This is a genomic window from Saccharopolyspora sp. NPDC002376 (genome assembly GCF_053593195.1).
On the sequence record NZ_JBSFBZ010000003.1, the window covers coordinates 1 to 24,029 of the forward strand.

The window sequence follows — 24,029 nt, forward strand, 5'->3', positions numbered from 1 at the left end:
GCCGCGGGTTCTCAGACGTCGCCTGGCGAGGACAGCCCGTTTGCCGTGTATTGGACATACATAAAAACGGGATCCCGCAGCCAGGCGGCGTCTGAGGTTCCGCCACCCGCACCGCCACGCAAAACGAGCCTGAAAAAACCTCATTGAAATCGCGGGGCCCGGACGTCTAGGGGTGGTCTTCCTGGGTGAGGAGAGCCAGGGCCGGGGCGGCCTTGGCGAGGACTTCTCGCCATTCGAGGTTCGGGTCCGAGTCCGCGGTGATTCCGCCTCCGACGCCCAGGTGGAACACCCCGTCGGCGTGTTCCAGGGTTCGGATGGCCACGTTGAGCTCCAGGCCCGCGACCGGCGAGAACATGCCGACCGCGCCGCAGTAGACGTCGCGCGGCTGCGACTCCAGTTCGGCGATGATCTCCAGCGCGCGCACCTTCGGCGCGCCGGTCACCGAGGCGGGCGGGAACGCCGCCTCCAGCAGCTCCGAGTTCGGCAGGTCTTCGGGGACTTCTGCCCGCACGTCCGAGACCAGGTGCCACACGCCCGGATGCGGTTGCACGTCCAGCAGCCGCGGCACGGTGACCCGTCCGACTTCGGCGACGCGGCCCAGGTCGTTGCGCGCCATGTCCACGATCATCACGTTCTCCGCGATGTCCTTCGCGGACGAACGCAGCAGGTCGGCGTTGCCGTCGTCCTGCGGGCCGCGGCGCGGCAGCGTGCCCTTGATCGGGCTGGAGTGCACCACGCGCCCGCGCCGGGTCAGGAACAGTTCGGGGGACAACGACGCGATCGCGCCCCACTGCCCGGCCACGTAGGCCGCCCGCGCCGGTTGGAAACGCGAGCTGCCCTCGGCGAACACCTCCAGCGGATCGCCCTCGAACGGCACCTCGAAGCGGCTGCAGATGTTGGCCTGGAAGATCTCGCCCGCGCCGATCTCCTCGACGCAGCCCAGAACCGCCTTGCTGTGCTCATCGGGGTCCGGACGCCGCACCGGCCCGGCCGTCCACTCGGCCCGCGGCGGGTCCTCCGTGCAGATCAGGTCGGCGAGCTCGATGATCAGCTCGGGCGAAACTTCGCCCAGCGCCTCGAACCACCACTGCCCGCTCGAGTCGCGCCGGAGCAGGTGATCGGCCCAACCCCACGCGGCCGTCGGCAACCGCCGAGGCCGCAGGTGCTGGCCGGGGTCGGTGAGCCCGTAACCGAGGTAGCCGATCCAGCCGCCGCCGACCGGGCCCGGCTCGGCGGACATCGCAGCGGTGTCCAACGTCGTGAAGGCGCGCTCGGGCGGGGTGGCGTCGATCCGCACCGACGGTGCGAGGACGGCGGAGCCGCCGAACCAGTCGCCGGTCAGCGCGGCGGGCGGAGGTAGTCCGCGGCGACGCGCGCGAACAGCGAGACGGCGCAGCACCTGTTCAGCGCTCGCCGTCCCGTCGATCGGCTGGGTCAGGACGGGCACGGCGCCAGTATGGCCCTGCCCGACATCCCCGCCCACCACTGCCAGCAGCCTTCTTGGCCTGCGGAAACATCGTTTCCGCGTACGGTGTCGGCATGGTGCGTGTGTTGGGTGCGACGAGGCTCACCCGGATCACCGGCGAGGATTCGGTCAACCGCACCGCCAGCCGGTTCGGGATCACCGCCACCGACCTGGGGATCTTGTGGGACGACGGGCGCGGCGGTGTGCTGGTCGCGTTCGGCGACACCTACGGCGAGGGCTGGGGCGGACACGGCGCCGGGCCCAAGCACGCCGACTGGCGGTTCAACGTCATCGCCCGGTCCACCAACACCGATCTCGACGCCGGGCTGAAGTTCGACCGGGTCTTCCCGCGCGACGACGGATCCGCTGGTCAGTGCCTGCCCGCCGACCGCAGCTGTCGCGAGCACACCGTCATCCCGACCTCCGGCATCGCCATCGGCGGCCGCAACTACCTGCACTACATGTCCGTGCGCCGCTGGGGGATGCCGGGCGTGTGGCACACCAACTACGGCGCGCTGGCCTACTCCGACGACGGCGGGCTGACCTGGACCAAGTCGACGACGGCGGTGTGGCCGAACCGCGGCCAGCGCTGGTGGAGCCGCTTGCGACGGCGGAACCCGGGCGGCCACCCGTTCCAGATGATCGGCTTCGCCGGGGTCGTGGACGGCCGGGTGCACCTCCTCGGGACGCCGAGCGGGCGGTTCGGCGCCGGGCACCTGGCCCGCGTCGATGCCGACGACCTGCTGGAACCGGCGGCGTACGAGTACTGGACCGGCACCGGCTGGAGCAGCGACGCGTACGCCGCAGAACCCGTGCTCAGCGCTCCGGTGGCGGAGCTGTCGGTGCAGTTCAACAGCCACTTCGGACAGTGGTTCGCGGTGCACCTGGATGAGCACCGCGCGGCGATCGTGCTGCGCACCGCCCCGGAGCTGACCGGCCCGTGGACCGACGGCGAGGTCCTCATCTCGGGCGCCCAGTACCCCGCCCTCTACGGCGGCTACCAGCACCCGTGGTCGGCGAACGGCCCGGCGATCCACTTCACCCTGACCCAATGGGGCCCCTACAACGTCGACTTCTTCCGAGCCGACCTCGCCTGACAGGGGCGCGTCCAGGTGAACTGATCGGTGTCGCGTCACCTCTGCTTTCCGAGTCCGTTGTGCCTTTCCGAACACCTCGCGGTCGCCTTCAACCCCCACGTCGCCCGCCTCGTCCTGAAAGCCCTCGATCCGGCCAACGCCCAACCGGTCCGCTGCAGACCTGATCGTGCGCGCCGAACCAGGAACCCGTTCGAGGTCACACCTGCTCGAACCGTAGGCTGGTCGCTATGAGTGCCTCTGTGTTGACCGCTGTGGCTTGGCCCTACGCCAACGGTCCGCGGCACATCGGCCACGTCTCCGGCTTCGGTGTGCCCTCGGACGTCTTCTCGCGCTACCAGCGAATGGCGGGCAACCAGGTCCTCATGGTGTCCGGCACGGATGAGCACGGCACCCCGATCTCGGTGCAGGCCGAGAACGAGGGCATGACCACCCGTCAGCTCGCGGACAAGTACAACCGGGTCATCGCCGAGGACCTGCAGGGCCTCGGGCTCTCCTACGACCTGTTCACCCGCACCACCACGGGCAACCACTACGAGGTCGTCCAGCAGATCTTCCTCGCGCTGCACCGCAACGGCTACGTGCTGCCCAAGACCACGACCGGCGCGATCAGCCCGTCCACCGGCCGCACTCTGCCCGACCGCTACATCGAGGGCACCTGCCCGATCTGCGGTTACGACGGCGCGCGCGGTGACCAGTGCGACAACTGCGGCAACCAGCTCGACCCGGCCGACCTGATCAACCCGGTGTCGCGGATCAACGGCGAGAAGCCGGAGTTCGTCGAGACCGAGCACCTGTTCCTGGACCTGCCCGCCTTCACCGAGTCGCTGGGAAAGTGGCTGTCGACCCGCACCGGCTGGCGGCCCAACGTGCTCAAGTTCGCGCAGAACCTGGTCGAGGACATGCGGCCGCGCGCGATCAGCCGCGACCTGGACTGGGGTGTGCCGATCCCGCTGGACGGCTGGCGCGACCAGCCGATGAAGCGGTTCTACGTGTGGTTCGACGCGGTGATCGGCTACTTGTCGGCCAGCGTCGAGTGGGCTCGCCGGACCGGTGACGCCGACGCCTGGAAGCAGTGGTGGACCGACCCGTCGGCCAAGGGCTACTACTTCATGGGCAAGGACAACATCACCTTCCACGCCCAGATCTGGCCGACGCTGCTGATGGGCCACAACGGTCAGGGCGACAAGGGTGGTTCGGCCGGCCCGTTCGGCGAGCTGAACCTGCCGGACGAGATCGTCTCCAGCGAGTTCCTCACCATGAGCGGGTCGAAGTTCTCCACCTCCCGCGGCACGGTGATCTACGTGCGGGACTTCCTGCGCGAGTTCGGCCCGGACACCCTGCGCTACTTCATCTCGGTGGCGGGTCCGGAGAACCAGGACACCGACTTCACCTGGGACGAGTTCGTCCGCCGCACCAACTTCGAGCTGGCCAACGAGTGGGGCAACCTGGTCAACCGCTCCGTCTCGATGGCCGCGAAGAACAACGGCGCGGTGCCGGCCCCGACCGCCCCGCAGGCGGCCGACCAGGAGCTGAAGACGTTGTCCCGCAACGCTTTCGAGACCGTCGGTCGGCACCTGGAGCAGTCCCGGTTCAAGGCCGCTTCGCAGGAAGCGATGCGCGTGGTCTCGGCCGCGAACAAGTACCTGTCCGACCAGGAGCCGTGGAAGCTCAAGGAGGACCCGGACCGGCGCGACGCCGTCCTGCACACTGCGCTGCAGGTGGTCTCCGACGCCAACACGCTGCTCACCCCGTTCCTGCCGCACTCGGCGCAGAAGGTGCACGAGCTGCTGGGCGGCACCGGGGTCTGGGCGGCGCAGCCGGAGATCCGCGAGGTGCAGGACCTCGACGACGCGAGCATCGAATACCCGGTGCTGATGGGCGAGTACGCGGCCGAGCAGGCGAAGTGGGAGTCCACCGACATCGAGGTGGGCCGACCGCTGAACAAGCCGACGCCGCTGTTCGCCAAGCTCGACCCGAAGCTCGGCGAGACCGGCCCCGAGTGGGCCCCGATCGAGAGCTGATCCGTCGTACCGAGGGGCATCCGCGGCCGGTTGGTCGCGGGTGCCCCTCACCCGTGTTGAACCCGAGTGCTGGAGGGGTGCGATGAGCAAGCGGGACCGGAAGCGGGAGCTGCCGCCGGTGCCGGAGGCGCTGCCGGCGCTTGCGGTGGACGCGCACACCCACCTGGACGCCTGCGGCGCGAAAACGCCTGACGAGGTGCGGGCCATCGTGGACCGCGCGGAGTCCGGGGGCGTCGGCCGGGTCGTCACGGTCGCTGATGACATCGCCTCCGCCCAGTGGGCGGTCGAGGCAGCCACCTGGGACGACCGGGTTTTCGCCGCGGTAGCGCTGCACCCGACCCGCACCAAGGACTTCGCCGAGGCGGAGCGCAGCGTGCTGGAGAAGCTCGTCGAGCACCCACGCGTGGTCGCGGTTGGCGAGACCGGGCTCGACTACTACTGGGACTACTCGCCGCCGGAGCCGCAGCAGGAGGCGTTCCGCTGGCACATCGACCTGGCCAAGCGCAGCGGCAAGCCGCTGATGATCCACGACCGCGACGCGCACCAGGACATCCTGCGGATCCTCGAGGAGGAGGGCGCGCCGGAGAAGGTGGTGTTCCACTGCTTCTCCGGGGACGCCGAGTTCGCGCGCGCGTGCGTGCACGCGGGGTACGTGCTGTCGTTTGCCGGGACCGCGACCTTCCGCAACGCCAACGCCAAGGGCCTGCGCGAGGCGGCTCAGCTGGTGCCGCTGGAGCAGATGGTGGTGGAGACCGACGCGCCGTTCCTGACCCCGCACCCCTTCCGGGGACAGCCGAACGAGCCCTACTGCGTCAATTACACCTTGCGAGATCTTGCAGAACTCCGTGGCATGACACTGGAAGAACTCGTCGTAGCAACGACCGCCACGGCCGAGCGGCTCTTCGGCCTCGATCCGGTGTAACCCGGGACTGCATTCGCTCACCGGCAGTTTCTTGATATCGGGCGTTCGATCACGCCCGCTTGCAGTCCGCTGCGGCCTCCCTACCGTCCACTTCGGAAGCCGGGATGGAGGGCATCCCCCGAACTCCGCCGCTGTCAGGCGGAGGTTCTCCTGCCCGGAGGCACAGCAGTCAGGATTGCGATGAAGTTCCGTATTTTCGCGAAAACGACCGCGGCTGCGGCCATCGTGCTCTCCGGCGCGGTGACGGGCGCGGCGGTGTCGCCGAGCACTGCGGAGGCCGCCGGCGTCTGGGACCGGCTGGCGCAGTGCGAGTCCGGTGGCAACTGGGCGATCAACACCGGCAACGGCTACTACGGCGGTCTGCAGTTCAACCGCTCGACCTGGCGGGCCTACGGCGGCGAGCAGTTCCAGCGCTTGCCGCATCTGGCGACGCGCGAGCAGCAGATCGCCATCGCCGAGTCGTTGCGCACGGCTCGAGGAGGTTTCTCGGCTTGGCCCGCATGCGCGCGCAAGTTGGGACTGCCGCGATGAGGGGAACGGCTCGCCCTGGGACGTAGAGATCCCACGGTGAGGGGAGGGGAGCCCGGCTCGAGCACGCAGCGCGCTCGAGCCGGGCTCGCGTCGTCTTCTCGCCAGAAGACCGGAAAACGGCCGTTTTGCTGCGCTAACGGTCGGCGTCGGGCCCGTGTGATATGTCACCAGGTCGCCCCGGAAACCAGTTAACACACCCGCTTGGGTACCTCCAAACGGGGCAAATTCGGGCGATGTTGCTAACTGATCGTGGTTGGTTGCCCGGCAAATCGGCGTAACCCAGATCACATCGGCGATCTGGGATCTTGGCTGCACCGATTGATCACGCTAGAGTCTCGGCCTCGTAACCGATGACAACCAGTCATGGGGAACGCCCGTTAGTCTCGCCGGTGTACGTCGGGGAAGCGGGCCGAGGCTCAGGACGCCCCGGCTGGCTGGACGGCAGTTGGCTGCGGGAGTCGGATACAGACACGAAGCACGAAGGTTGTGCGCCTGCCGGGAGTGAGGAGTTGAGCGAAGACATGGTCTCGCCCGACGCGATGCTCGTCCCGCACCAGCGCGACTTCCGCCTTCGGGAGGTAGCGACCCTGTGAACGGACGCGGCGAACCCAGCTATCCCGGTCATCGACGGACCGAGGGCTACTGGGCCGATTCCTTTGACTCTGCGACGGACTGGTTCACCCCGGTGGGCCCGGCCGAGCAGCACACCGCCGTCGGCCTGCTCGAGCGGCCCGACGAGGACTACCCGGCCTACCCGGCCGAGGACCACCCGAGCTTCCCGCCGGGTGCTCTGGACATCACCCCGGCGGACATCTTCGACGCCCTCGGCCCCGACGCCGAGAACATGCTCGCGACCGCCGAGATCGACGTCGACGAGGTCATCCGGCTGATCAACGCCGAGACCACCGTCCTGCCGCCCCTGGTCATCCCGGACGTGCTGCCGGAGGCCGAGGAGGGCGAGGCTCCGCCGGCGGAGGTCGTCGAAGCGGTCACCACCTGGAAGCGGCGCTTCCTCAAGGGTGCGGTGGCCGGCGTGCTGCTCACCCTCACCGGCACCGGCGGCGCGGCCGCCGCGATGGACAAGTCGGTGACCGTCGAGGTCGACGGGCACGAGCGCACCGTCAACACCTTCGACAGCACCGTCGGCGAGGTCCTCGAAGAAGAGGGCATCGCGGTCGGTCCGCACGACGCGCTGAGTCCGTCCCCGCAGGCCAAGGTCGGCCACGGCGACACCATCACCCTCGACCGCGGTCGCCTGCTCAAGCTCAACGTGGACGGCGAGATCCGCGAGGAGTGGGTCCGCTCGGTCACCGTCGGGCAGGCGCTGCAGCAGCTCGGCGTGCCCACCGACGGCGCTTGGCTGTCCGCCAACCGCGGCATGGCCGTGCCCTCCGACGGCATGGAGCTGGTCATCAAGACCAGCAAGGACATCACCGTCATCGACGGCGCCAACGAGCCGCGCAAGCTCACCACGACCGCCGTGAACATCGACGAGCTGGTCAAGGAGCAGAACCTCAAGCTCGGCGCCGAGGACACCATCACGCCCGGCGGCGACCAGCGACTGGTCAGCGGTGCCGAGATCAGCATCGTGCGCAACAGCAGCACGGTGATCAACGTGACGATGCCCGTCGAGCCGCCGGTCCGCGAGGTCGTCGACAACTCGATGTTCAAGGGCGAAGAGCGGGTCGAGTTCCCCGGCGTGCCCGGTGAGAAGATCGTGACCACCCGCGTGACCACTCGCAACGGCGAAGAGGTCAACCGCGAGACGGTCGGCGAGAAGGTCACCAAGGAAGCGCAGGAGAAGGTCGTGCGCATCGGCGGCAAGCAGCCGCCGAGCAGTGCCAGCGGTGTCTGGGACAAGCTCGCGCAGTGTGAGGCGACCGGCAACTGGGCCATTAACAGCGGCAACGGCTACTACGGCGGCCTGCAGTTCGACAAGTCCACCTGGGACGCCTACGGCGGCGACCAGTACGCCCCGTACCCGCACCAGGCCAGCCGCGAGCAGCAGATCGCGGTCGCGGAGAAGGTCCGCGCGGCCCGAGGCGGCAGCTACGGTGCCTGGCCCGGCTGCTCCGCCAAGCTCGGCCTGAGCTGATTTCTCGTTTTGCCGGCTCGTGCTGCGTGGCGGTGCGGGTAGCGGAACCTCAGAGGCTTTCTCGCTGCGGGATCCCGGACTTGAGTATGAAACCGATACGCGGCGTCCGGGCTGTCCTCGCGAGAAAGCCTCTGAGAACCCGCAGCGGTGCCAGTTGCTTGCTCGGGCTATGCGCCTGCGGCGCATGCGACTTCCGCCGCGCGGTGCCAGTTGAGCTTCGCAGTAGCTGTTCACCGCTGGAAGCGGCTTCGCCGCTTGCCTGACGACTGGGCCGTGCAGAGCTCGCCTCGCCGCTTTTCCCATCGTCGAGCCATGGGCTGGTCCGCCAGCTGATCTCGCTGCTCCTCCGTGCGCCCGCCGCTGGTGGTGCACCTGGTCGGGGGCTTTAGGTGGGGTGCGGGTACTTTTTGACTGTGGACGACCAGCAGGCGGCGCTGCTCGGCCCGGCCGATGTGCGTCGGCTGGCTGCGGAGTTGGGCATTCGGCCGACGAAGAAGCTCGGGCAGAACTTCGTGCACGACCCGAACACGGTGCGGCGCATCGTGTCCTCGGCGTCGGTCACTGCTGACGACGTCGCTCTGGAGATTGGGCCCGGGCTCGGCTCGCTGACGCTCGCGCTGCTGCCGGCCGCTGGTGCGGTGACGGTTGTTGAGATCGATCCGGTGCTCGCTGCGCGGTTGCCACGCACTGCTGAGGAGTTCGCGCCGGGGTTGGCCGATCGGCTCACCGTGATCGAGGCTGACGCACTGCGCGTGCGGGCTGAGGACTTCGCTGTGCCGCCGACTGCGCTCGTCGCGAATCTGCCCTACAACGTGGCCGTTCCGGTCGTGCTGCACCTGCTGGCGGAGCTGCCGAGCTTGCAGCACGGGCTGGTCATGGTGCAGGCCGAGGTTGCCGACCGGATGTCCGCGGAGCCCGGTAGTCGTGTTTACGGCGTGCCGAGCGTCAAGGCCGCTTGGTACGCCGATGTGCGGCGGGCGGGTCCGGTGCCGCGCAAGGTGTTCTGGCCGGTGCCCAATGTGGACTCCGGGCTGGTGTCGTTCCGGCGCGTCGATCCGCCGTCGAACGCGCGGCGCGAGGACGTCTTCCGCGTCGTGGACGCAGCGTTCGCCCAGCGGCGCAAGACCTTGCGCAGTGCACTGTCCGGCTGGGCCGGTTCCGCCGCGCGTGCGGAGGCTCTGCTGCGCGCTGCTGACGTCGAGCCGACGGCTCGCGGGGAGCAGCTGCAGATCGCTGATTTCGCGCGCATCGCGGAAGCTGCGGCTGCCGACAGCGTCAGCTGATCCACCCGTCTGGGCGCTTGCCAAGCGGAACTGGTTCGCTACTCCGGGTCACGCTCATCCCTTGACGTCCAGGGGTTTCCTGCTCGACCGAGTGTGTGATTTGGCGAACGATTCCAGAAAGTGACGGTTATCAACTTGCGCTGGAATCCGCCAGTGGGTTCTACTATTCGGGAAATCCATCCCGAGCGGCCGAGAGACCTGGCTCCGCGACGCCGCAGCAACCACCCGATGGGCAGGTGCTAACGCCAGGACCGATGGAGTAGTCGTGGATTCCAACGCGCTGTTAGCCAGTCCGCTCGCGGGTGACACCCCTGTGTTGCTGGCCCGATCGTCGCAAAGCCACATCCGGAGGCTGCTGACGCAGCGTCGCGTCATCGACCACGGGCGACGCACCACCACCGCCTGTCGTCGCGCGATGTGACCCAGCCCTTTCCTCCGTTTCCGAAGTTCCCTGGCCTGCTGCTCCCGTGATGGAGCGCGGCCGTCGCGAGCTGATGTGGAGTCGATCGTGATCACAGTCGAGAACCTGACCAAGTCCTTCCAGAGCAACAACGGATCCGTGCGCGCCCTCAACGGCGTCACCATGGAGGTTCCGGCCGGCGCGGTGTGCGGTGTGGTCGGCCCGAGCGGTGCCGGCAAGTCGACGTTGGCGCGGTGCATCGCGCTGCTGGAGAAGCCGGACTCGGGCGCCATCCGGGTGGACGGCACCGACCTGGTTTCCCTCGACGGCCGCGCCCTGCGCGCCGCGCGCCGACAGATCGGTGTTGTCCCGCAAGGGGATTCGCTGCTGCGGCAGCGCACCGCCGCGGGCAACGTCGCGCTGCCGCTGGAGGCGGCCGGCGTTTCCGGGCCGCAGCGGCGCACCCGCGTCGGTGAGCTGCTGGACCTCGTCGGCCTCGCGGACAAGGCCTCGGTCTACCCCGACCAGCTCTCCGGCGGGCAGCGGCAGCGGATCGCGGTCGCCCGGGCGCTGGCCGCCAAGCCGTCGGTGTTGCTGGCCGACGAACCGACTTCCGCGCTGGACCCCGGCACCACCGACTCGGTGCTGACCGTGCTGGACCGCGCCCGCGCCGAACTCGGCGTCACCGTCCTGGTGGTCACCCACGACATGGCCGTGGTGCGCAAGATCGCCGACGACGTCGCGGTGCTGGAGGACGGTCGCGTGGTGGAGCACGGCAAGGTGCTCGACCTCGTCTCCGAGCCCGGCAGCCGGGTCAGCTCCTCGCTGCTGCCCGACACCGACCAGGCCGAGCCCCTGCGCCCGTCCGACGGCCGCCACGACGTGGTCGCCGAGGTCGTGCTGGTCGGCTTCGCCGCGGTCGGGGCGCTGCTGCCGGAGGCGGCCAGCCGGTTCGGCGTGGAGCTGGCGATCCTCGGTGGCGGGCTGACCCGCCTCGGTGACACGCCGGTGGCCAAGTTCAAGGTCGGTCTGAGCGGCGAACGCGCCGAGGCCGCGCTCAAGTGGATGGTCGAGCGGGACGCGCACGTGCGCCGTGCCCCGGTTTGTGTTGACGGAGTTGCTGCGTGAGTGATGTGACCCCCTGGTCGGAGGTCTTCTCGGTTCTCGGTGAAGCAACGCTCGGCACGCTCTACATGGTGTTGATCTCGACCCTGCTGGCAGTGCTGGGAGGCCTGCCGCTCGGAGTTCTGCTGCACCTGAGCTCGCCGGTCGGGCTGAACCCGAAGCCAGTGCTGTACCGGGTGCTCGGCGTCGTCGTCGACGTCGTGCGCTCGGTGCCGTTCGTGGTGCTGCTGGTGGTGCTGGCCTCGTTCACCCGGCTGCTGATCGGCACGTCGATCGGCAGCACCGCAGTGATCGTGCCGCTGACCATCGGTGCGGTGCCGTTCTTCGCGCGGTTGACGCAGAACGCGTTGCGCGAGGTCAGCTTCACCGTCGTGGAAGCGGCGATCACCACCGGGTCCAGCCGCCTGCGGATCGTGTGGACGGTGCTGCTCGGCGAGGCGCGGGCCGCGTTGGTCGGCGCCGTCGGCGTCACCGCGGTGGCGCTGATCGGCTACGCCGCGATGGCGGGCGCGATCGGCGGCGGTGGCCTGGGCACGACGGCGATCCAGGACGGCTACCAGGGCTACGACGACCGGCTGCTCTACGGCTCCGTCGTGGTGCTCGCAGTGCTCGCCTTCGCGATGCAGCTGCTCACCGACATCACGGCCAAGCTGGTCGACCGCCGCCGCGTCGCGGCTGGCTGAACCTCGCCTGAACATCTCGACTTCGCGGGTCTGAGGACCCGATTCCCCTTCGTTCGGGAGCTTTCCCGTTCTGACGTCCAGAAAGGACAATTCCTGATGCGTTTGCGCTTCGCGGCCCTGGTGGTCGCCGCCGGTCTGGCGCTGACCGCGTGCGGCGGTACGTCGGCCGCTGAGGACCCCAACGCCCCGATCCGGGTCGCGGTCAGCCCGACCCCGCACGGCGAGATCCTGCAGTACGTCAAGGACAACCTGGCCGAGCAGGCCGGGATCGGCATCGAAATCGTCAAGTTCGACGACTACAACCGGCCCAACGAAGCGGTGGCGCACGGCGAGCTGGACGCGAACTTCTTCCAGCACCAGCCCTACCTGGACGAGTACCGCCAGCAGCGCGGTGGTGACTTCGAGTGGATCGCGCCGGTGCACTTGGAGCCGCTCGCGGTGTACTCCAAGCAGTTCAAGTCGCTGAACGACGTCCCGAACGGCGCGACCGTGACGCTGTCCAACGATCCGGCGAACCAGTTCCGCGGCCTGAAGCTGCTGGAGCAGGGCGGGCTGATCAAGCTCAAGCCGGAGGCCTCGGTCGGCACCCGGCTGGAGGCCGCGATCGCGGAGAACCCGAAGAACATCGACTTCAAGGACCTGTCGCCCGACCAGTTGCCGCGCTCGGTCGACGACGCGGCCGCTGCGGTGGTCAACGGCAACTACGCGGTCAAGGCCAAGCTGAAGGACCCGGTCATCGTGGAGAGCCCGGAGAACAACCCGTACGCCAACGGTCTGGTGACCACCCCGGCGCTGGCGAAGGACCCGCGGATCACGAAGCTGGCCGAGTTGCTGCGCTCCCAGCAGGTCAAGGACTTCATCAACCAGAAGTGGGGTGGCGTGGCCGTCATCCCGGCTTCCTGATCAGCAGCACAGCGGCGGCGGGCACCCTCCGGGCCACGGCCCGGGCGGTGCCCTCCTCGTCTTCCGCCACCGGCACCGCTGGGCAAGGCGAGTCGGGGGCAGCCTTCTGCGCAGGGAACTCGGCGGTGAGGTTCCTCATGCACGTAGGCTTTAGTTGTGCTCTCCGTGGTTCCTACCCCCATCACCGTTCGCGTTCCGGCGAAGGTGAACCTGCACCTGTCGGTCGGCGATGCGAGGCCGGACGGCTACCACGAGCTGGTCACCGTCTTCCAGGCGTTGTCGATGACCGACGAGGTCACCGTGCTGGCCGCCGACGAACCCGGCATCGACGTGCAGGGCGAGGGCGCCGACTCGGTGCCCACCGACGCCAGCAACCTGGCTTGGAAGGCGGTGCGGCTGCTCGCCGAGCACAGCGGTCGGGACCCGGAGGAACCCGGCGTGCGGGTGTCGATCAACAAGGGCATCCCGGTCGCCGGTGGCATGGCCGGGGGCAGCGCTGACGCGGCCGCGACGCTGCTGGCGCTCAATCAGCTCTGGCGGCTCGAACTGGGGCGCGACGAGCTCAGCGAGTTCGCCGCGAAGCTGGGCAGCGACGTCCCGTTCTCCCTGCAGGGCGGCACCGCGCTGGGCACGGGCCGCGGCGAGCGGCTGGTGCCGGTGCTGGCCCGGTACACCTTCCACTGGGTGATCGCGCTCGACAAGGAGGGGCTGAGCACTCCCGCTGCCTACGCCGAGCTGGACCGGCTGCGGGCGGAGTCCCGGCCGAACCGCGTCGGCGAGGTCGAGCCGCTGCTGGAGGCGCTGGCCTCCGGCGATCCCCGCCAGCTCGCGCTGCTGCTGGGCAACGACTTGCAGGCCGCCGCTGTGTCGCTGCGCCCGGGACTGCGCCGCACGCTGCGCGCGGGCGTGCAGGCGGGTGCCCTCGCGGGCATCATCTCGGGTTCCGGGCCGACCTGCGCCTTCCTGTGCACGGACGCGGACGCGGCGGTGCGCGTGGCCGCAGAGCTCTCCGGCGCGGGCGTGTGCCGCACGGTCCGCGTGGCCCACGGCCCGGTGCCGGGCGCGAAGCTCGTGTCCGAAGAGCCGGCCCACCGACCCACCCCACCCCAGGTCCACGCCTGACGGGTGTGTGCCAATTTCTCGCGAAATTGACCTTCACCCGGGTGACGGTCAATTTCGCGCGAAATTGACCACCCCACGCCTGGCCTGACATCCCCCGCACGGGGCCATGACCACGCAACGCAGTTGATGGAGTAGACGAGCACTCGATGGTGAACCTGGTCAATCTCGAATCAGTCCACAAGAGCTACGGCGTGCGCCCGCTGCTGGACGGCGTGTCCCTGGGCGTGTCCGCGGGTGAGCGGGTCGGGGTCGTCGGGCTCAACGGCGGCGGCAAGACGACGCTGCTCGAGGTGCTCGCCGGTCTCGCCGAACCGGACGACGGCCGGGTGAGCCAAACGCGCGACCTGCGGATGGCCGTGGTCACGCAGCGCACCGAGCTCCCCGAGGACGCCACCGTGCGCAACGCCGTGCTCGACCCGCACGGCTTCACCGCCGAGCACGAGTGGGCCGCCGACGCGAAGGTGCGCTCCGTGCTCAGCGGGCTCGGCATGACCAGGCTCGGGCTGGACACCCCGGTCAAGGACTTCTCCGGTGGCGAGCGCCGCCGCGTCGCGCTGGCCGCCGCGCTGATCCGCGACATCGACCTGCTGGTGCTGGACGAGCCGACCAACCACCTCGACGTCGAGGGCGTGCGCTGGTTGGCCGACCACCTGCTGGAGCGCAAGTGCGCGCTGGTGGTCGTCACCCACGACCGCTGGTTCCTGGACACCGTCTGCAACCGGACCTGGGAGGTCGTGGACGGCCGCGTCGAGCAGTACGAGGGCGGCTACGCGGACTGGATCTTCGCCCGCGCCGAGCGCGCCCGGATCGCGCAGGCCGTCGAGGAGAAGCGGCAGAACCTCGCGCGCAAGGAACTCGCGTGGCTGCAGCGCGGGGCCAAGGCCCGCACGTCCAAGCCGCGCTACCGGGTCGAGGCCGCCGAGGCGCTGATCTCCGACGTGCCGGACCCGCGCGACTCCGTCGAGCTGCTCGCCTTCGCCAAGCGGCGGCTGGGCAAGACCGTGCTGGAGCTGGAGGACGTCGACCTGCGGATCGCCGACCGGACCCTGCTGGACGGCGTGACCTGGCGGATCGGCCCTGGCGACCGGATCGGTCTGGTCGGTGTCAACGGTTCCGGCAAGACGACGCTGCTGAAGCTGCTCGCCGGTGAGCGCGAGCCGGACGCGGGCAAGCTCACCGAGGGCAAGACCGTCCGCCTGGCCCACCTCACCCAGGAGCTGCACGACCTGCCCGGCGACTGGCGCGTGCTGGAGGCGATCGAGGACGTCGCGGAGCGGGTCACCCTCGGCAAGTACGAGCTGTCCGCCTCGCAGCTGGGGGAGCGGTTCGGGTTCGGCAAGGGCCGCCAGTGGACGCCGGTCGGCGACCTCTCCGGTGGCGAGCGCCGCCGGCTGCAGCTGGCGCGACTGCTGATGGCCGAGCCGAACGTGCTGGTCCTGGACGAGCCGACCAACGACCTGGACATCGACACCCTCCAGCAGCTGGAGGACCTGCTCGACACCTGGCCGGGCACGCTGGTGGTCGTCTCGCACGACCGGTACCTGGTGGAGCGGGTGTGCGACAGCGTGCACGCGCTGTTCGGCGACGGCCGGTTGACGCATTTGCCGGGCGGCATCGACGAGTACCTGACGCGCCGCGAGTCGCTGCTGGAGGCGGAGGACAGCAGCGTCGGCAAGCAGGCCATCGACGCGGCGAAGCCGAGCGGGCTCTCGGGGGCTGAGGAACACGCGGCGCGCAAGGAGCTCTCGCGCTGCGAGCGGCAGCTCGACAAGCTCGCGGACAAGGAGCAGAAGCTGCACGAGAAGCTCGCGGAGGCCGCGACGGAGCCGGAGCGGCTGGCGAAGCTGAACGGCGAGCTGCGCGCGCTGCACCAGGAGAAGGACGACGTCGAAGCCCGCTGGATGGAACTCGCCGACCAGCTCGGCTGATCGCCGCTCTTGGTTTTGTGCCGCTGATCTCGCGGACAGTAAGCTGCGTCACATGAGTCGGTTTGTGGAGACACTGGTGGCGTCCGCGCAGCGCAACTCCGGCGAGAGTGGTCGCGGACTCACCACTGGTGAACCTGAGCAGCCCTGGTTCCGCACGTGGGGCCAGGTGCACGCCGACGCGCGACGGGTCGCCGGGGCGCTCGGCGACGAGCTCGCGCCTGGCGCCGCCGTTGCGATCCTCGCCGCTGATCCCGGGCTGATCGCGCCCGCCGTGCAGGCGGTGTGGCTCGGCGGTGGCAGCGTGACCATGCTGCACCAACCGACTCCGCGGACGGACCTCGCGCACTGGGCGGAGGACACCGTGCGGGTGCTGAAGATGATCGGTGCCCGGCTGGTGCTGCTGGGCCCGCCGTTCGAGCAGCTTTCCGGGCTGCTGGAGGAGAATTCGATCGCGCACCGGGAGCTGGCCGAGCTCGCCGAAGCCGAGGTCGCGCCGCTCGCCGAACCGGTGGAGACGACCGAGGACGCCACTGCGCTGTTGCAGTTGACCAGCGGCTCCACCGCCGATCCCAAGGCGGTTCGGATCACCCACGGCAACCTCCACGCCAACGTGCTGGCGATGGTCGAAGCCGCCGAGCTGGACGCCGAGCGGGACGTGGCGGTGTCGTGGCTGCCGCTGTTCCACGACATGGGCATGGTCGGCTGCTTGACGGTGCCGATGGCCATCGGCATGTCGGCGGTCAAGGTCACCCCGGCCGACTTCCTGGCCCGACCGCTGCTGTGGCCGGAGCTGATCACCAAGTACCGCGCCACCGTGACGGCGGCGCCGAACTTCGCCTACGCGATCGTCGGCCGCCGGATGGCCCGCGCCGACGACGGGGACTTCGACCTCACCAGCGTCCGCTTCACGCTCAACGGCGCGGAACCCATCGACCCAGCGGCGGTGCGGATCTTCACCGAGGCGGGCGCGCGGTTCGGGCTCAGCTCGACGAGCATGGTGTGCGCGTTCGGGATGGCGGAGGCGACGCTCGCGGTCTCCTTCGCGACGCTCGGGCGCGGGCTGGAGGTCGACGTCGTCGACGCCGACGCGCTGGAGCAGCAGCGACGGGCCGAGCCGGCGTCGGCGGACGCCCCGCGGGCGCGGCAGTTCGCGCTGCTCGGCCGTCCGCTGCCGGGCCTGGAGGTCGAAGTGGTGGACGACGACGGGCGACAGCTGGGGGAGCGTCAGGTCGGACGCCTGCGCATCCGCGGTGCCGCGGTGTCGCCGGGCTACCTGACCGTGGACGGGCCCTTGTCCACTCAGGACAGTGCGGGTTGGTTGGACACCGGGGACGAGGGTTACCTGATCGGCGGGCAGGTGGTGATCTGCGGTCGCCGCAAGGACGTGATCATCATGGGTGGCCGCAACATCTACCCGGTCGACATCGAGCGAGCGGCCTGCGAGGTCGACGGAGTGCGAGCGGGCAACGCCGCCGCGGTCCGGCAGGAGGCCGGAAGCCGTCGCGAGCGCTTCGCCGTGGTCCTGGAATCCCGCTTCGCGGGCGACGCGGAAGCGGAGAAGCAGCTGCGCAAGCAGGTCGCGGCCCGAGTCGTCGACGCAGTCGGCGTCCGGCCATCCGCAGTCGTGGTGCTCGCTCCGGGCTCGCTGCCGAAAACCCCGTCCGGCAAGCTCCAACGAGCCGCCACAGCCTCCCTGGTCCCATCCGACTGACCACAGTGGAGTCCACCGGTCGGGTGGCCGCCTCGCGTCGTCGATCAACTGGCGCCGGCGGAGGGCCGGGCTGGGATCAGTGGAACTGGTTTTGGGCGGCTTCTAGGCCCTTGGTGGCCACTGCTTCGACTGCGTCGGCGCAGACGTCGATGAAGTACGTCAGTTCCTTGCGCTCGATGGTGGAGAAGTCCTTGAGGACGTAGTCGGCCGGGTCCATCCGACCGGGCGGGCGGCCGATGCCGAAGCGGATCCGGATGTAGTCGCGGGTGCCGACGGACTTGCTGATCGAGCGCAGGCCGTTGTGGCCGTTCTCGCCGCCGCCGCGCTTGAGCCGGATGGTGCCGAACGGCAGGTCCAGCTCGTCGTGGATCACGATCAGGGACTCCGGCGGGGTTTTGTAGAACTTCACCGCGCCGGCCACCGGGCCACCGGAGAGGTTCATGAACGAGCGCGGCTTCACGAGCACCGCGCGAGCTCCGGACAGCCGTCCTTCGACGACCTCGGCGCCGGACTTGTGCGCCTTGAACTTCCCGCCGACCCGATCCGCGAGCTCATCGGCGACCAGGAAACCGATGTTGTGCCGGTTGCCGACGTAGCGCGGGCCGGGGTTGCCGAGCCCGACGATCAGCGAAACCGCGTCCGGGGAAGTCACGGTGGGAAGTCTCCTGCTCTAGCTGGGTGTGCGGGGATGCATCCCATTCTGCTCGACCCTCTTTTGCCTTGAAACGCCGAAGGCGCTTAGCCCACCCTCGGCGCTTGCGCCGCCGCGGGTTCTCAGCGTCCGCCTGGCGAGGGCAGCCCGCACGCCGTGTATTGGTCATGCACAAGTCCGGGATTCCGGAGCTCGGGCGGGCGCTGAGGTTCCGCTACCGGCCCGCCACGCAAAAGAGTTCGGAGACAAGTTCCCAGATGGCAGGTCGCGCGCTGCCCCACGGAGAAGTGGGACAGCGCGCGGTGCGCCAGACGTCGGGGGAGGATCAGGCCTCCGCGGACTCGCCCTCGGCAGCCGCGCCCGCGGCGGCTTCCTCGGCCATCGCGGCAGCGGCCTCGGTGACGTTGACGATCAGCAGCTCCGGGTCGGCCTGCAGGGTGACACCCTGCGGCAGCTCGATGTCGGAGGCGTGGAACTGGGTGCCGACCTCGGCGCCCGCGATGGACAGCTCGAGCTGCTCCGGGATGTGCAGGGCCTCGGCCTCGATCTCGATCTCGGTGGTGGCCTGGCTGACCAGGCCGCCCGGGCCCGCCTCGCCGGCGAGCACGACCGGAACCGCGACGGTGACCTTCTCACCGCGCTTGACCAGCAGCAGGTCGACGTGCTCGATGTAGCCCTTGATCGAGTGGCTGGTGATGGTCTTGGTCAGCGCGAGCTCGCTGCCGCTGCCGGCCACGTCGAGAGTCAGGACCGCGTTGTTCCCGTTCTCGCGGATGGCGCGGGCGAACTCGACGGACGGCAGCGACAGGTGCTTCGGGTCGGAGCCGTGGCCGTAGAGGACCGCGGGGATCTTGCCGGCACGACGGGTGCGGCGGGCCGCACCCTTGCCGAACTCGGTGCGCTGTTCGACGGCGATACGAACCTCGGACACGGTGGTGCACTCCTCATGACGTCGGGCGAACGTGAATAGGTCGCTGGCCTGCGGCGGTGGGACGCGCTGCTGGAGCGAATCGACGCGGTGCCGCAAACGGGCACCCGGGGTATGAGCGACATCAGTGCACCAACCGAATGAGTCGGCGGTCACCGTGCCACCGCGCCGATCACGCCGGGCGAACGTCCCGACCTCGCCGAGGCAACCTAAATAGTCTAAACGGTGCTCGCATAGATGTTTTCGCGTGGGTGACCCCTGGTGCGGGGCGCTGCGCTGCGGTTGATCAACTCGAAGATCACTTCGGGCGCCCAGAACACGTAGAAGCCACTGGTGGCGGCTGGTCGGTGTCGCTAGCCGGGACTCGCAAGGGGCGCTGCGCTGGTCCGGTTCGACGTCGCTGGTCACCAGATCGTGTTCGGTGAACGCGGTGAAGTCACGGTTCGGTCGACGTGATCGATTTCGTCCGAAATTTCGGGCTAGCTTCCGCGGCATGGCTGCAGACGCGAACACCTGGGACGCCACCGCGCCCGAGCCGACTTGGCGGGCCAAGATCAAACAGGTCGGTCCCGGCATCATGGCCGCGGCGACTGGCGTCGGGGCGGGCGATCTGGTCGCCACCCTCGTCGCCGGTTCCCGCTTCGGCTACACCCTGTTCTGGGCGGTGGTGCTGGGCACGATCTTCAAGCTGGCGCTCGGCGAAGCCGTGGGGCGCTGGCACCTGGCGTCTGGGCGGACCATGTTGTCCGGCTGGCGCACCCTGGGGCGCTGGGCGGTCGGCTACTTCGGCGCCTACGCGGTGGTCTGGGGCTTCATCTACGGCGCCACCGCGATGTCGGCCTCGGCGCTGCCGCTGAACGCGCTGTTCCCGGTGCTGCCGGTCAGCGGCTGGGCGATCATCTGCGGCCTGCTCGGGTTGGCGCTGGTCTGGTTCGGCCGGTACGCGCTGCTCGAGAAGCTCATGACCGCTCTGGTCGGCGTCATGTTCGTGACGGTGGTCGGCACCGCGGTGCTGGTCGGCCCGAACCTGTTGGAGCTGGGCGAGGGGCTGGTGCCGACGCTGCCGGACGGTTCGGTCGCCTACGTCCTCGGGCTGATGGGCGGCGTCGGCGGCACGATCACCATGGCCGCCTACGGCTACTGGACCTTCGCCAAGGGCTGGCGGACCCCGCGCTGGATGCCGTTCATGCGCGCGGACAATGCCGTCGGCTACCTCACCACCGGGATCTTCGTGGTCGCGATGCTGGTGGTCGGTGCGGAGATCCTGGCCGGGCATGATCTGACCAGCGGCGACAAGGGCCTGCTGCAGTTGGGTGACACGCTGGCCGCGGACTACGGGCAGTGGGCGCGGATCCCGTTCCTGGTGGGCTTCTTCGCGGTCGCGTTCAGCTCGGTGATCGGCGTGTGGAACGGCGTCAGCCTGCTGTTCGCCGACTGGTGGCGCACCTGGCGGCTGCCCAAGGACGCGCCGCCGGAGAGTGCGGGCGACTACGACCACAAGGCGGGCATGAACAGCACCGCCTACCGCGTCTACCTGCTGTGGTTGACCTTCCCGCCGATGCTGCTGCTGTTCCTGGGCAAGCCGTTCCAGCTGACCGTGGTGTACGGCGTGCTGGGCGCGCTGTTCATGCCCTTCCTGGCGGGGACCTTGCTGGTGTTGCTGAACTCGAAGACGATGATGCCCGCCGAGCACCGGTCCCGGTGGCTGTCGAACGCGATGATGGTGCTGTGCCTGGCGCTGTTCGTCGGTGTGGCGTTCAACGAACTCATCGGGCTCTTCGACTGATCGGGAATACTTGAAAGTTCAATGAGGTTGTGGTGGGTGGGTTCGCCCGAAGGGGCGGGCCCACCGCGAACTCATTTGGGAGGACCACCATGACCGCTGTCGACCAGGCGCAGCTCGTGCTCGGCGCTGAGGCGCAGGACCTGCTGTTCCGCGAGGCCCGCACCGCGAACGCGTTCACCGGCGAACCGGTGTCCGACGAGCAGGTCCAGGCCGTCTACGACTTGGTCAAGTGGGCCCCGACGTCGATGAACCAGCAGCCGCTGCGGATCGTGCTGGTGCGTTCCGACGAGGGCAAGCAGCGTCTGCTGCCGCACCTGATGGAAGGCAACCGGAGCAAGACCGAGAACGCCCCGCTGGTGGCGCTGCTGGCCGCCGACACCGACTTCCACGAGAACCTGCCGCGGGTGTTCCCGCCGAACCCGAACGCGAAGGACATCTTCGCCGACGACACCTTCCGCGAGCAGAACGCGAAGCTCAACGCGTCCCTGCAGGTCGCCTACTTCATCCTGGGCGTCCGCGCGGCCGGTCTGGCGGCGGGCCCGATGACCGGCTTCAACGCGGCGGGCATCAACGAGGAGTTCTTCCCCGGCGGCAAGCAGCAGGTCCTGGTCGCGGTGAACCTCGGCAAGCCGGCCGAGAACGCCTGGTTCGACCGCCTCCCCCGCCTCGGCTACGACGAGGTCGTCACCACCGTCTGAGCGAACGACGAACGGCCCCGGTCCGCGTGGACCGGGGCCGTTTCGCGCTTGAAAGGATCAGGCGCGGCCGTCGAAGAGGCTGGTGACCGAGCCGTCCTCGAAGACCTGGTGGATCGCCTCGGCGACGAGTGGGGCGATCGACAGGACCGTGAGGTTGTCGAAGCGGCGCTCCTCCGGGATCGGCAGCGTGTTGGTCAGGACGACCTCCTTCGCGCCGCAGGAGGACAGGCGCTCCACCGCCGGGCCGGACAGCACCGCGTGCGTCGCCGCGATGATGACGTCCTTGGCGCCCGAGGCCAGCAGCTGCTCGGTGGCCTTGGTGATCGTGCCGCCGGTGTCGATCATGTCGTCGACCAGCACGCACAGCCGGCCCTCGACGTCACCGACGACGCGGTTGGCGACCACCTGGTTCGGCTTGCTGGGGTCGCGGGTCTTGTGGATGAACGCCAGCGGGGTACCGCCCAGGTCGTCCGCCCACTTCTCCGCCACCCGGACGCGGCCGGAGTCGGGGGAGACCACGGTGATCTGCTCGTCCGAGTAGGTGTCCCGGATGTAGCTGGCCAGCAGCTTCTGCGCCATCAGGTGGTCCACCGGACCGTCGAAGAAGCCCTGGATCTGGTCGGTGTGCAGGTCGATCGCCATGATGCGGTCGGCACCCGCGGTCTTGAACAGATCAGCGATCAGGCGCGCCGAGATCGGCTCGCGGCCCTTGTGCTTCTTGTCCTGCCGGGCGTAGCCGTAGAAAGGCATGACCACGGTGATGCGCTTGGCGCTGGCCCGCTTGAGCGCGTCCACCATGATCAGCTGTTCCATGATGGCGTCGTTGAGCGGGTTGCAGTGCGACTGGATGACGAAGGCGTCGCAGCCGCGCACCGACTCGTCGTAGCGCACGAAGATCTCGCCGTTGGCGAACTTGTAGGCAGCCTGGGGCGTGACCGTTACGTCGAGCTGCTTGGCCACCTCCTCGGCAAGTTCCGGGTGGCTGCTACCGGAGAAGAGTTTGAGGCTCTTCTTCGGGGTCGCAGACATGGCACTCACGGTCATCGTCCCTCCCCGTTCGACGTCCGTCGTTGGGCGTCTTCCGTCGGATTGGTGGTCGGTTCCTTCGCCAAGGCCTGTTGTGCGGCCTCGTCCGCCGGGGTGCCGGAGCGGCGCTTGGCCACCCAGCCCTCGACGTTGCGTTGCCTGCCGCGGGCGACGGCCATCGCCCCCGGCGGGACATCCTGGGTGATCGTCGAGCCGGCGGCGGTGTAGGCGCCGTCGCCGATCTCGACCGGGGCGACGAAGGTGTTGTCCGCACCGGTCCGGGCGTGCGACCCGATCACGGTGTGGTGCTTGTTCACCCCGTCGTAGTTGACGAAGATCGTGGCCGCGCCGATGTTGGTGTGCGCACCGATCGTCGCGTCGCCCACGTAGGTCAGGTGCGGCACCTTGGTGCCCTCGCCGATCTCGGCGTTCTTGGTCTCGACGAAGGTGCCGATCTTGCCCTTCGCGGAGAGCCGGGTACCGGGGCGCAGGAACGCGAACGGACCGACGCTGGCGTTCGCGCCGACCTCAGCGCCTTCGCCGTGGGTGCGCACCACGGACGCGCCGGGGTGCACGGTGCAGCCGGTCAGCGTGGTGTCCGGACCGATGGTGGCGCCTTCGCCGACGGTGGTCCCGGCGCGCAGCTGCACGCCCGGCTCGACCAGCACGTCGCGGTCCAGCTCCACGTCGCAGTCCAGCTGCACCGAGTTCGGGTCGGTGATCGTGACGCCGGCGCGCATCCACTTCAGCAGCAGACGGCGGTTGAGCTCGGCACCGAGCCGGGCCAGCTGCACCCGGTCGTTGATGCCCTCCACCAGCCACTGGTCGGAGCAGACCAGCGCACCCACCGGGCGGCCGTCGGCGCGCGCGATGGACAGCACGTCGGTCAGGTAGAGCTCGCCCTGGGCGTTGTCGGTGGACAGCCGCTTGAGCGCGTCGGTGAGGACTTCCGCGTCGAAGGCGTAGACACCGGAGTTGATCTCGGTGATGTCCGCCTGCTCCGGGGTGGCGTCCTTCTGCTCGACGATCCCGGTGACGTTGCCGTCGGCGTCGCGCAGCATCCGGCCGTAGCCGGTGGGCTCGTCGACCACGGCGGTCAGCACGGTGACTGCGTTGCCGGAAAGGGTGTGCTCGGCGAGCAGTCCGCGCAGCGTTTCGCTGTCGAGCAGCGGTACGTCGCCGTAGCTGACCAGGACAGTGCCGGTGAGCTCGGACGGCAGGGCGCTGAGCCCGCAGGACACCGCGTGCCCGGTTCCCAGCTGTTGCTCCTGGACCGCGGTGTTGATCGGCAGGTCGAGTGCCTTGGCCACGCCGTCGAGGTGCTCGGCGACGGCCTCGCGGCCGTGCCCCAGCACGACCACCAGCGAATCGGGCTCGACTCCGGCCGCCGCTCGCACCGCGTGCTCGACGAGCGGTCTGCCCGCGAGCCGGTGCAGCACCTTCGGGGTGGCCGACCGCATCCTGGTTCCCTCACCGGCGGCGAGCACGACGGTGCTGACCGGTTCCGGATGTGCGGCAGCGCGGTGGGAGGGGGCCGGGGCGGTGTCGCCCTGGAGCATCTGCGCTCTCCCTTGATCTCTGTGCGGCGTGGTGGCCGGCAGTGCCTGTTGCGTCCAAGCGGGTGAAGGGTAACCGGACTGGTTCGGCTGCTGG

Annotated in this window: 20 protein-coding genes, 1 pseudogene and 1 riboswitch; of the genes and pseudogenes, 15 read left to right on the plus strand and 6 right to left on the minus strand. The window is 69.3% G+C overall.

Going from position 1 to position 24,029, the window contains the following annotated elements; translation table 11 throughout:
• Positions 1 to 166: 166 nt before the first annotated feature.
• On the minus strand, positions 167 to 1,447 hold the full coding sequence (locus ACWCO2_RS02985) for an aminodeoxychorismate synthase component I (RefSeq protein ID WP_450126019.1): 1,281 nt from the start codon (positions 1,445 to 1,447) through the stop codon (positions 167 to 169).
• Positions 1,448 to 1,539: 92 nt separating this feature from the next.
• Here ACWCO2_RS02985 and ACWCO2_RS02990 point away from each other — a divergent pair, with 92 nt between their 5' ends.
• From ACWCO2_RS02990 to ACWCO2_RS03035, 10 genes and pseudogenes are all read left to right on the plus strand, one after another.
• The gene (locus tag ACWCO2_RS02990) at positions 1,540 to 2,562 is read left to right on the plus strand and encodes a DUF4185 domain-containing protein (protein WP_450126020.1); all 1,023 of its coding nucleotides are present in this window, start codon (positions 1,540 to 1,542) and stop codon (positions 2,560 to 2,562) included.
• A 227-nt stretch (positions 2,563 to 2,789) separates the two neighbouring features.
• On the plus strand, positions 2,790 to 4,583 hold the full coding sequence (gene metG, locus ACWCO2_RS02995) for a methionine--tRNA ligase (protein WP_450126021.1): 1,794 nt from the start codon (positions 2,790 to 2,792) through the stop codon (positions 4,581 to 4,583).
• 82 nt (positions 4,584 to 4,665) lie between these two features.
• Positions 4,666 to 5,505, plus strand: a complete 840-nt coding sequence (locus ACWCO2_RS03000) for a TatD family hydrolase (protein WP_450126022.1) — start codon at positions 4,666 to 4,668, stop codon at positions 5,503 to 5,505.
• A 282-nt stretch (positions 5,506 to 5,787) separates the two neighbouring features.
• Positions 5,788 to 6,036, plus strand: a pseudogene (locus tag ACWCO2_RS03005) (transglycosylase family protein); the annotation flags it as partial.
• 589 nt (positions 6,037 to 6,625) lie between these two features.
• Positions 6,626 to 8,131 (plus strand): transglycosylase family protein, encoded by a 1,506-nt coding sequence (locus tag ACWCO2_RS03010; protein WP_450126023.1) that lies wholly within the window; start codon positions 6,626 to 6,628, stop codon positions 8,129 to 8,131.
• A gap of 413 nt (positions 8,132 to 8,544) precedes the next feature.
• Positions 8,545 to 9,414, plus strand: a complete 870-nt coding sequence (gene rsmA / locus ACWCO2_RS03015) for a 16S rRNA (adenine(1518)-N(6)/adenine(1519)-N(6))-dimethyltransferase RsmA (protein ID WP_450126024.1) — start codon at positions 8,545 to 8,547, stop codon at positions 9,412 to 9,414.
• 173 nt (positions 9,415 to 9,587) lie between these two features.
• Positions 9,588 to 9,675, plus strand: a riboswitch (SAM riboswitch).
• Between the two features lie 4 nt (positions 9,676 to 9,679).
• The gene (locus ACWCO2_RS03020) at positions 9,680 to 9,835 is read left to right on the plus strand and encodes a hypothetical protein (RefSeq protein WP_450126025.1); all 156 of its coding nucleotides are present in this window, start codon (positions 9,680 to 9,682) and stop codon (positions 9,833 to 9,835) included.
• 87 nt (positions 9,836 to 9,922) lie between these two features.
• Positions 9,923 to 10,942, plus strand: a complete 1,020-nt coding sequence (locus ACWCO2_RS03025) for a methionine ABC transporter ATP-binding protein (RefSeq protein WP_450126026.1) — start codon at positions 9,923 to 9,925, stop codon at positions 10,940 to 10,942.
• Positions 10,939 to 11,622, plus strand: coding sequence for an ABC transporter permease subunit (locus tag ACWCO2_RS03030; protein WP_450126027.1), 684 nt, complete (start codon positions 10,939 to 10,941; stop codon positions 11,620 to 11,622). Before ACWCO2_RS03025 ends, ACWCO2_RS03030 begins: the two co-directional genes overlap by 4 nt.
• A gap of 96 nt (positions 11,623 to 11,718) precedes the next feature.
• The gene (locus ACWCO2_RS03035; protein ID WP_450126028.1) at positions 11,719 to 12,525 is read left to right on the plus strand and encodes a MetQ/NlpA family ABC transporter substrate-binding protein; all 807 of its coding nucleotides are present in this window, start codon (positions 11,719 to 11,721) and stop codon (positions 12,523 to 12,525) included.
• On the opposite strand, the gene ACWCO2_RS03040 is transcribed toward ACWCO2_RS03035, so the two are convergent.
• Positions 12,509 to 12,664, minus strand: coding sequence for a hypothetical protein (locus ACWCO2_RS03040; protein WP_450126029.1), 156 nt, complete (start codon positions 12,662 to 12,664; stop codon positions 12,509 to 12,511). The genes ACWCO2_RS03035 and ACWCO2_RS03040 overlap by 17 nt on opposite strands.
• A gap of 26 nt (positions 12,665 to 12,690) precedes the next feature.
• Between ACWCO2_RS03040 and ACWCO2_RS03045 the strand changes: the two genes are divergently transcribed.
• The 3 genes from ACWCO2_RS03045 to ACWCO2_RS03055 all read left to right on the plus strand — a co-directional run bounded on the left by ACWCO2_RS03045 (position 12,691) and on the right by ACWCO2_RS03055 (position 17,286).
• Complete coding sequence (locus ACWCO2_RS03045) at positions 12,691 to 13,647, plus strand: 4-(cytidine 5'-diphospho)-2-C-methyl-D-erythritol kinase (RefSeq protein WP_450126239.1); 957 nt, start codon at positions 12,691 to 12,693, stop codon at positions 13,645 to 13,647.
• 146 nt (positions 13,648 to 13,793) lie between these two features.
• Positions 13,794 to 15,575 carry an ABC-F family ATP-binding cassette domain-containing protein gene (locus tag ACWCO2_RS03050; RefSeq protein ID WP_450126030.1) on the plus strand — a complete coding sequence of 594 codons (1,782 nt, stop codon included), beginning with the start codon at positions 13,794 to 13,796 and terminating at the stop codon, positions 15,573 to 15,575.
• A gap of 52 nt (positions 15,576 to 15,627) precedes the next feature.
• Positions 15,628 to 17,286 (plus strand): fatty acyl-AMP ligase, encoded by a 1,659-nt coding sequence (locus tag ACWCO2_RS03055; RefSeq protein WP_450126031.1) that lies wholly within the window; start codon positions 15,628 to 15,630, stop codon positions 17,284 to 17,286.
• Between the two features lie 76 nt (positions 17,287 to 17,362).
• On the opposite strand, the gene pth is transcribed toward ACWCO2_RS03055, so the two are convergent.
• Both pth and ACWCO2_RS03065 read right to left on the minus strand, forming a co-directional pair.
• Positions 17,363 to 17,938, minus strand: coding sequence for an aminoacyl-tRNA hydrolase (gene pth / locus ACWCO2_RS03060; RefSeq protein ID WP_450126032.1), 576 nt, complete (start codon positions 17,936 to 17,938; stop codon positions 17,363 to 17,365).
• Positions 17,939 to 18,263: 325 nt separating this feature from the next.
• Complete coding sequence (locus ACWCO2_RS03065) at positions 18,264 to 18,869, minus strand: 50S ribosomal protein L25/general stress protein Ctc (protein WP_450126033.1); 606 nt, start codon at positions 18,867 to 18,869, stop codon at positions 18,264 to 18,266.
• A 490-nt stretch (positions 18,870 to 19,359) separates the two neighbouring features.
• Here ACWCO2_RS03065 and ACWCO2_RS03070 point away from each other — a divergent pair, with 490 nt between their 5' ends.
• Both ACWCO2_RS03070 and ACWCO2_RS03075 read left to right on the plus strand, forming a co-directional pair.
• Positions 19,360 to 20,652 carry an Nramp family divalent metal transporter gene (locus ACWCO2_RS03070; RefSeq protein ID WP_450126034.1) on the plus strand — a complete coding sequence of 431 codons (1,293 nt, stop codon included), beginning with the start codon at positions 19,360 to 19,362 and terminating at the stop codon, positions 20,650 to 20,652.
• Positions 20,653 to 20,741: 89 nt separating this feature from the next.
• Positions 20,742 to 21,350 carry a malonic semialdehyde reductase gene (locus ACWCO2_RS03075; protein ID WP_450126035.1) on the plus strand — a complete coding sequence of 203 codons (609 nt, stop codon included), beginning with the start codon at positions 20,742 to 20,744 and terminating at the stop codon, positions 21,348 to 21,350.
• Between the two features lie 57 nt (positions 21,351 to 21,407).
• On the opposite strand, the gene ACWCO2_RS03080 is transcribed toward ACWCO2_RS03075, so the two are convergent.
• Both ACWCO2_RS03080 and glmU read right to left on the minus strand, forming a co-directional pair.
• Positions 21,408 to 22,379, minus strand: coding sequence for a ribose-phosphate diphosphokinase (locus ACWCO2_RS03080; RefSeq protein ID WP_450126240.1), 972 nt, complete (start codon positions 22,377 to 22,379; stop codon positions 21,408 to 21,410).
• An 11-nt stretch (positions 22,380 to 22,390) separates the two neighbouring features.
• Positions 22,391 to 23,935 (minus strand): bifunctional UDP-N-acetylglucosamine diphosphorylase/glucosamine-1-phosphate N-acetyltransferase GlmU, encoded by a 1,545-nt coding sequence (gene glmU, locus ACWCO2_RS03085; RefSeq protein WP_450126036.1) that lies wholly within the window; start codon positions 23,933 to 23,935, stop codon positions 22,391 to 22,393.
• Positions 23,936 to 24,029: the final 94 nt, after the last annotated feature.

Excerpts from the sequence above, each read along its gene's own strand:
- ACWCO2_RS03040 (WP_450126029.1), bottom strand. The coding sequence starts at position 12,664 with ATGAGGAACCTCACCGCCGAGTTCCCTGCGCAGAAGGCTGCCCCCGAC.
- ACWCO2_RS03055 (WP_450126031.1), top strand. The coding sequence starts at position 15,628 with ATGAGTCGGTTTGTGGAGACACTGGTGGCGTCCGCGCAGCGCAACTCC.
- ACWCO2_RS02990 (WP_450126020.1), top strand. The coding sequence starts at position 1,540 with ATGGTGCGTGTGTTGGGTGCGACGAGGCTCACCCGGATCACCGGCGAG.
- ACWCO2_RS03075 (WP_450126035.1), top strand. The coding sequence starts at position 20,742 with ATGACCGCTGTCGACCAGGCGCAGCTCGTGCTCGGCGCTGAGGCGCAG.
- ACWCO2_RS03000 (WP_450126022.1), top strand. The coding sequence starts at position 4,666 with ATGAGCAAGCGGGACCGGAAGCGGGAGCTGCCGCCGGTGCCGGAGGCG.
- ACWCO2_RS03070 (WP_450126034.1), top strand. The coding sequence starts at position 19,360 with ATGGCTGCAGACGCGAACACCTGGGACGCCACCGCGCCCGAGCCGACT.
- metG (WP_450126021.1), top strand. The coding sequence starts at position 2,790 with ATGAGTGCCTCTGTGTTGACCGCTGTGGCTTGGCCCTACGCCAACGGT.
- ACWCO2_RS03035 (WP_450126028.1), top strand. The coding sequence starts at position 11,719 with ATGCGTTTGCGCTTCGCGGCCCTGGTGGTCGCCGCCGGTCTGGCGCTG.
- ACWCO2_RS03050 (WP_450126030.1), top strand. The coding sequence starts at position 13,794 with ATGGTGAACCTGGTCAATCTCGAATCAGTCCACAAGAGCTACGGCGTG.
- glmU (WP_450126036.1), bottom strand. The coding sequence starts at position 23,935 with ATGCTCCAGGGCGACACCGCCCCGGCCCCCTCCCACCGCGCTGCCGCA.
- ACWCO2_RS03080 (WP_450126240.1), bottom strand. The coding sequence starts at position 22,379 with ATGTCTGCGACCCCGAAGAAGAGCCTCAAACTCTTCTCCGGTAGCAGC.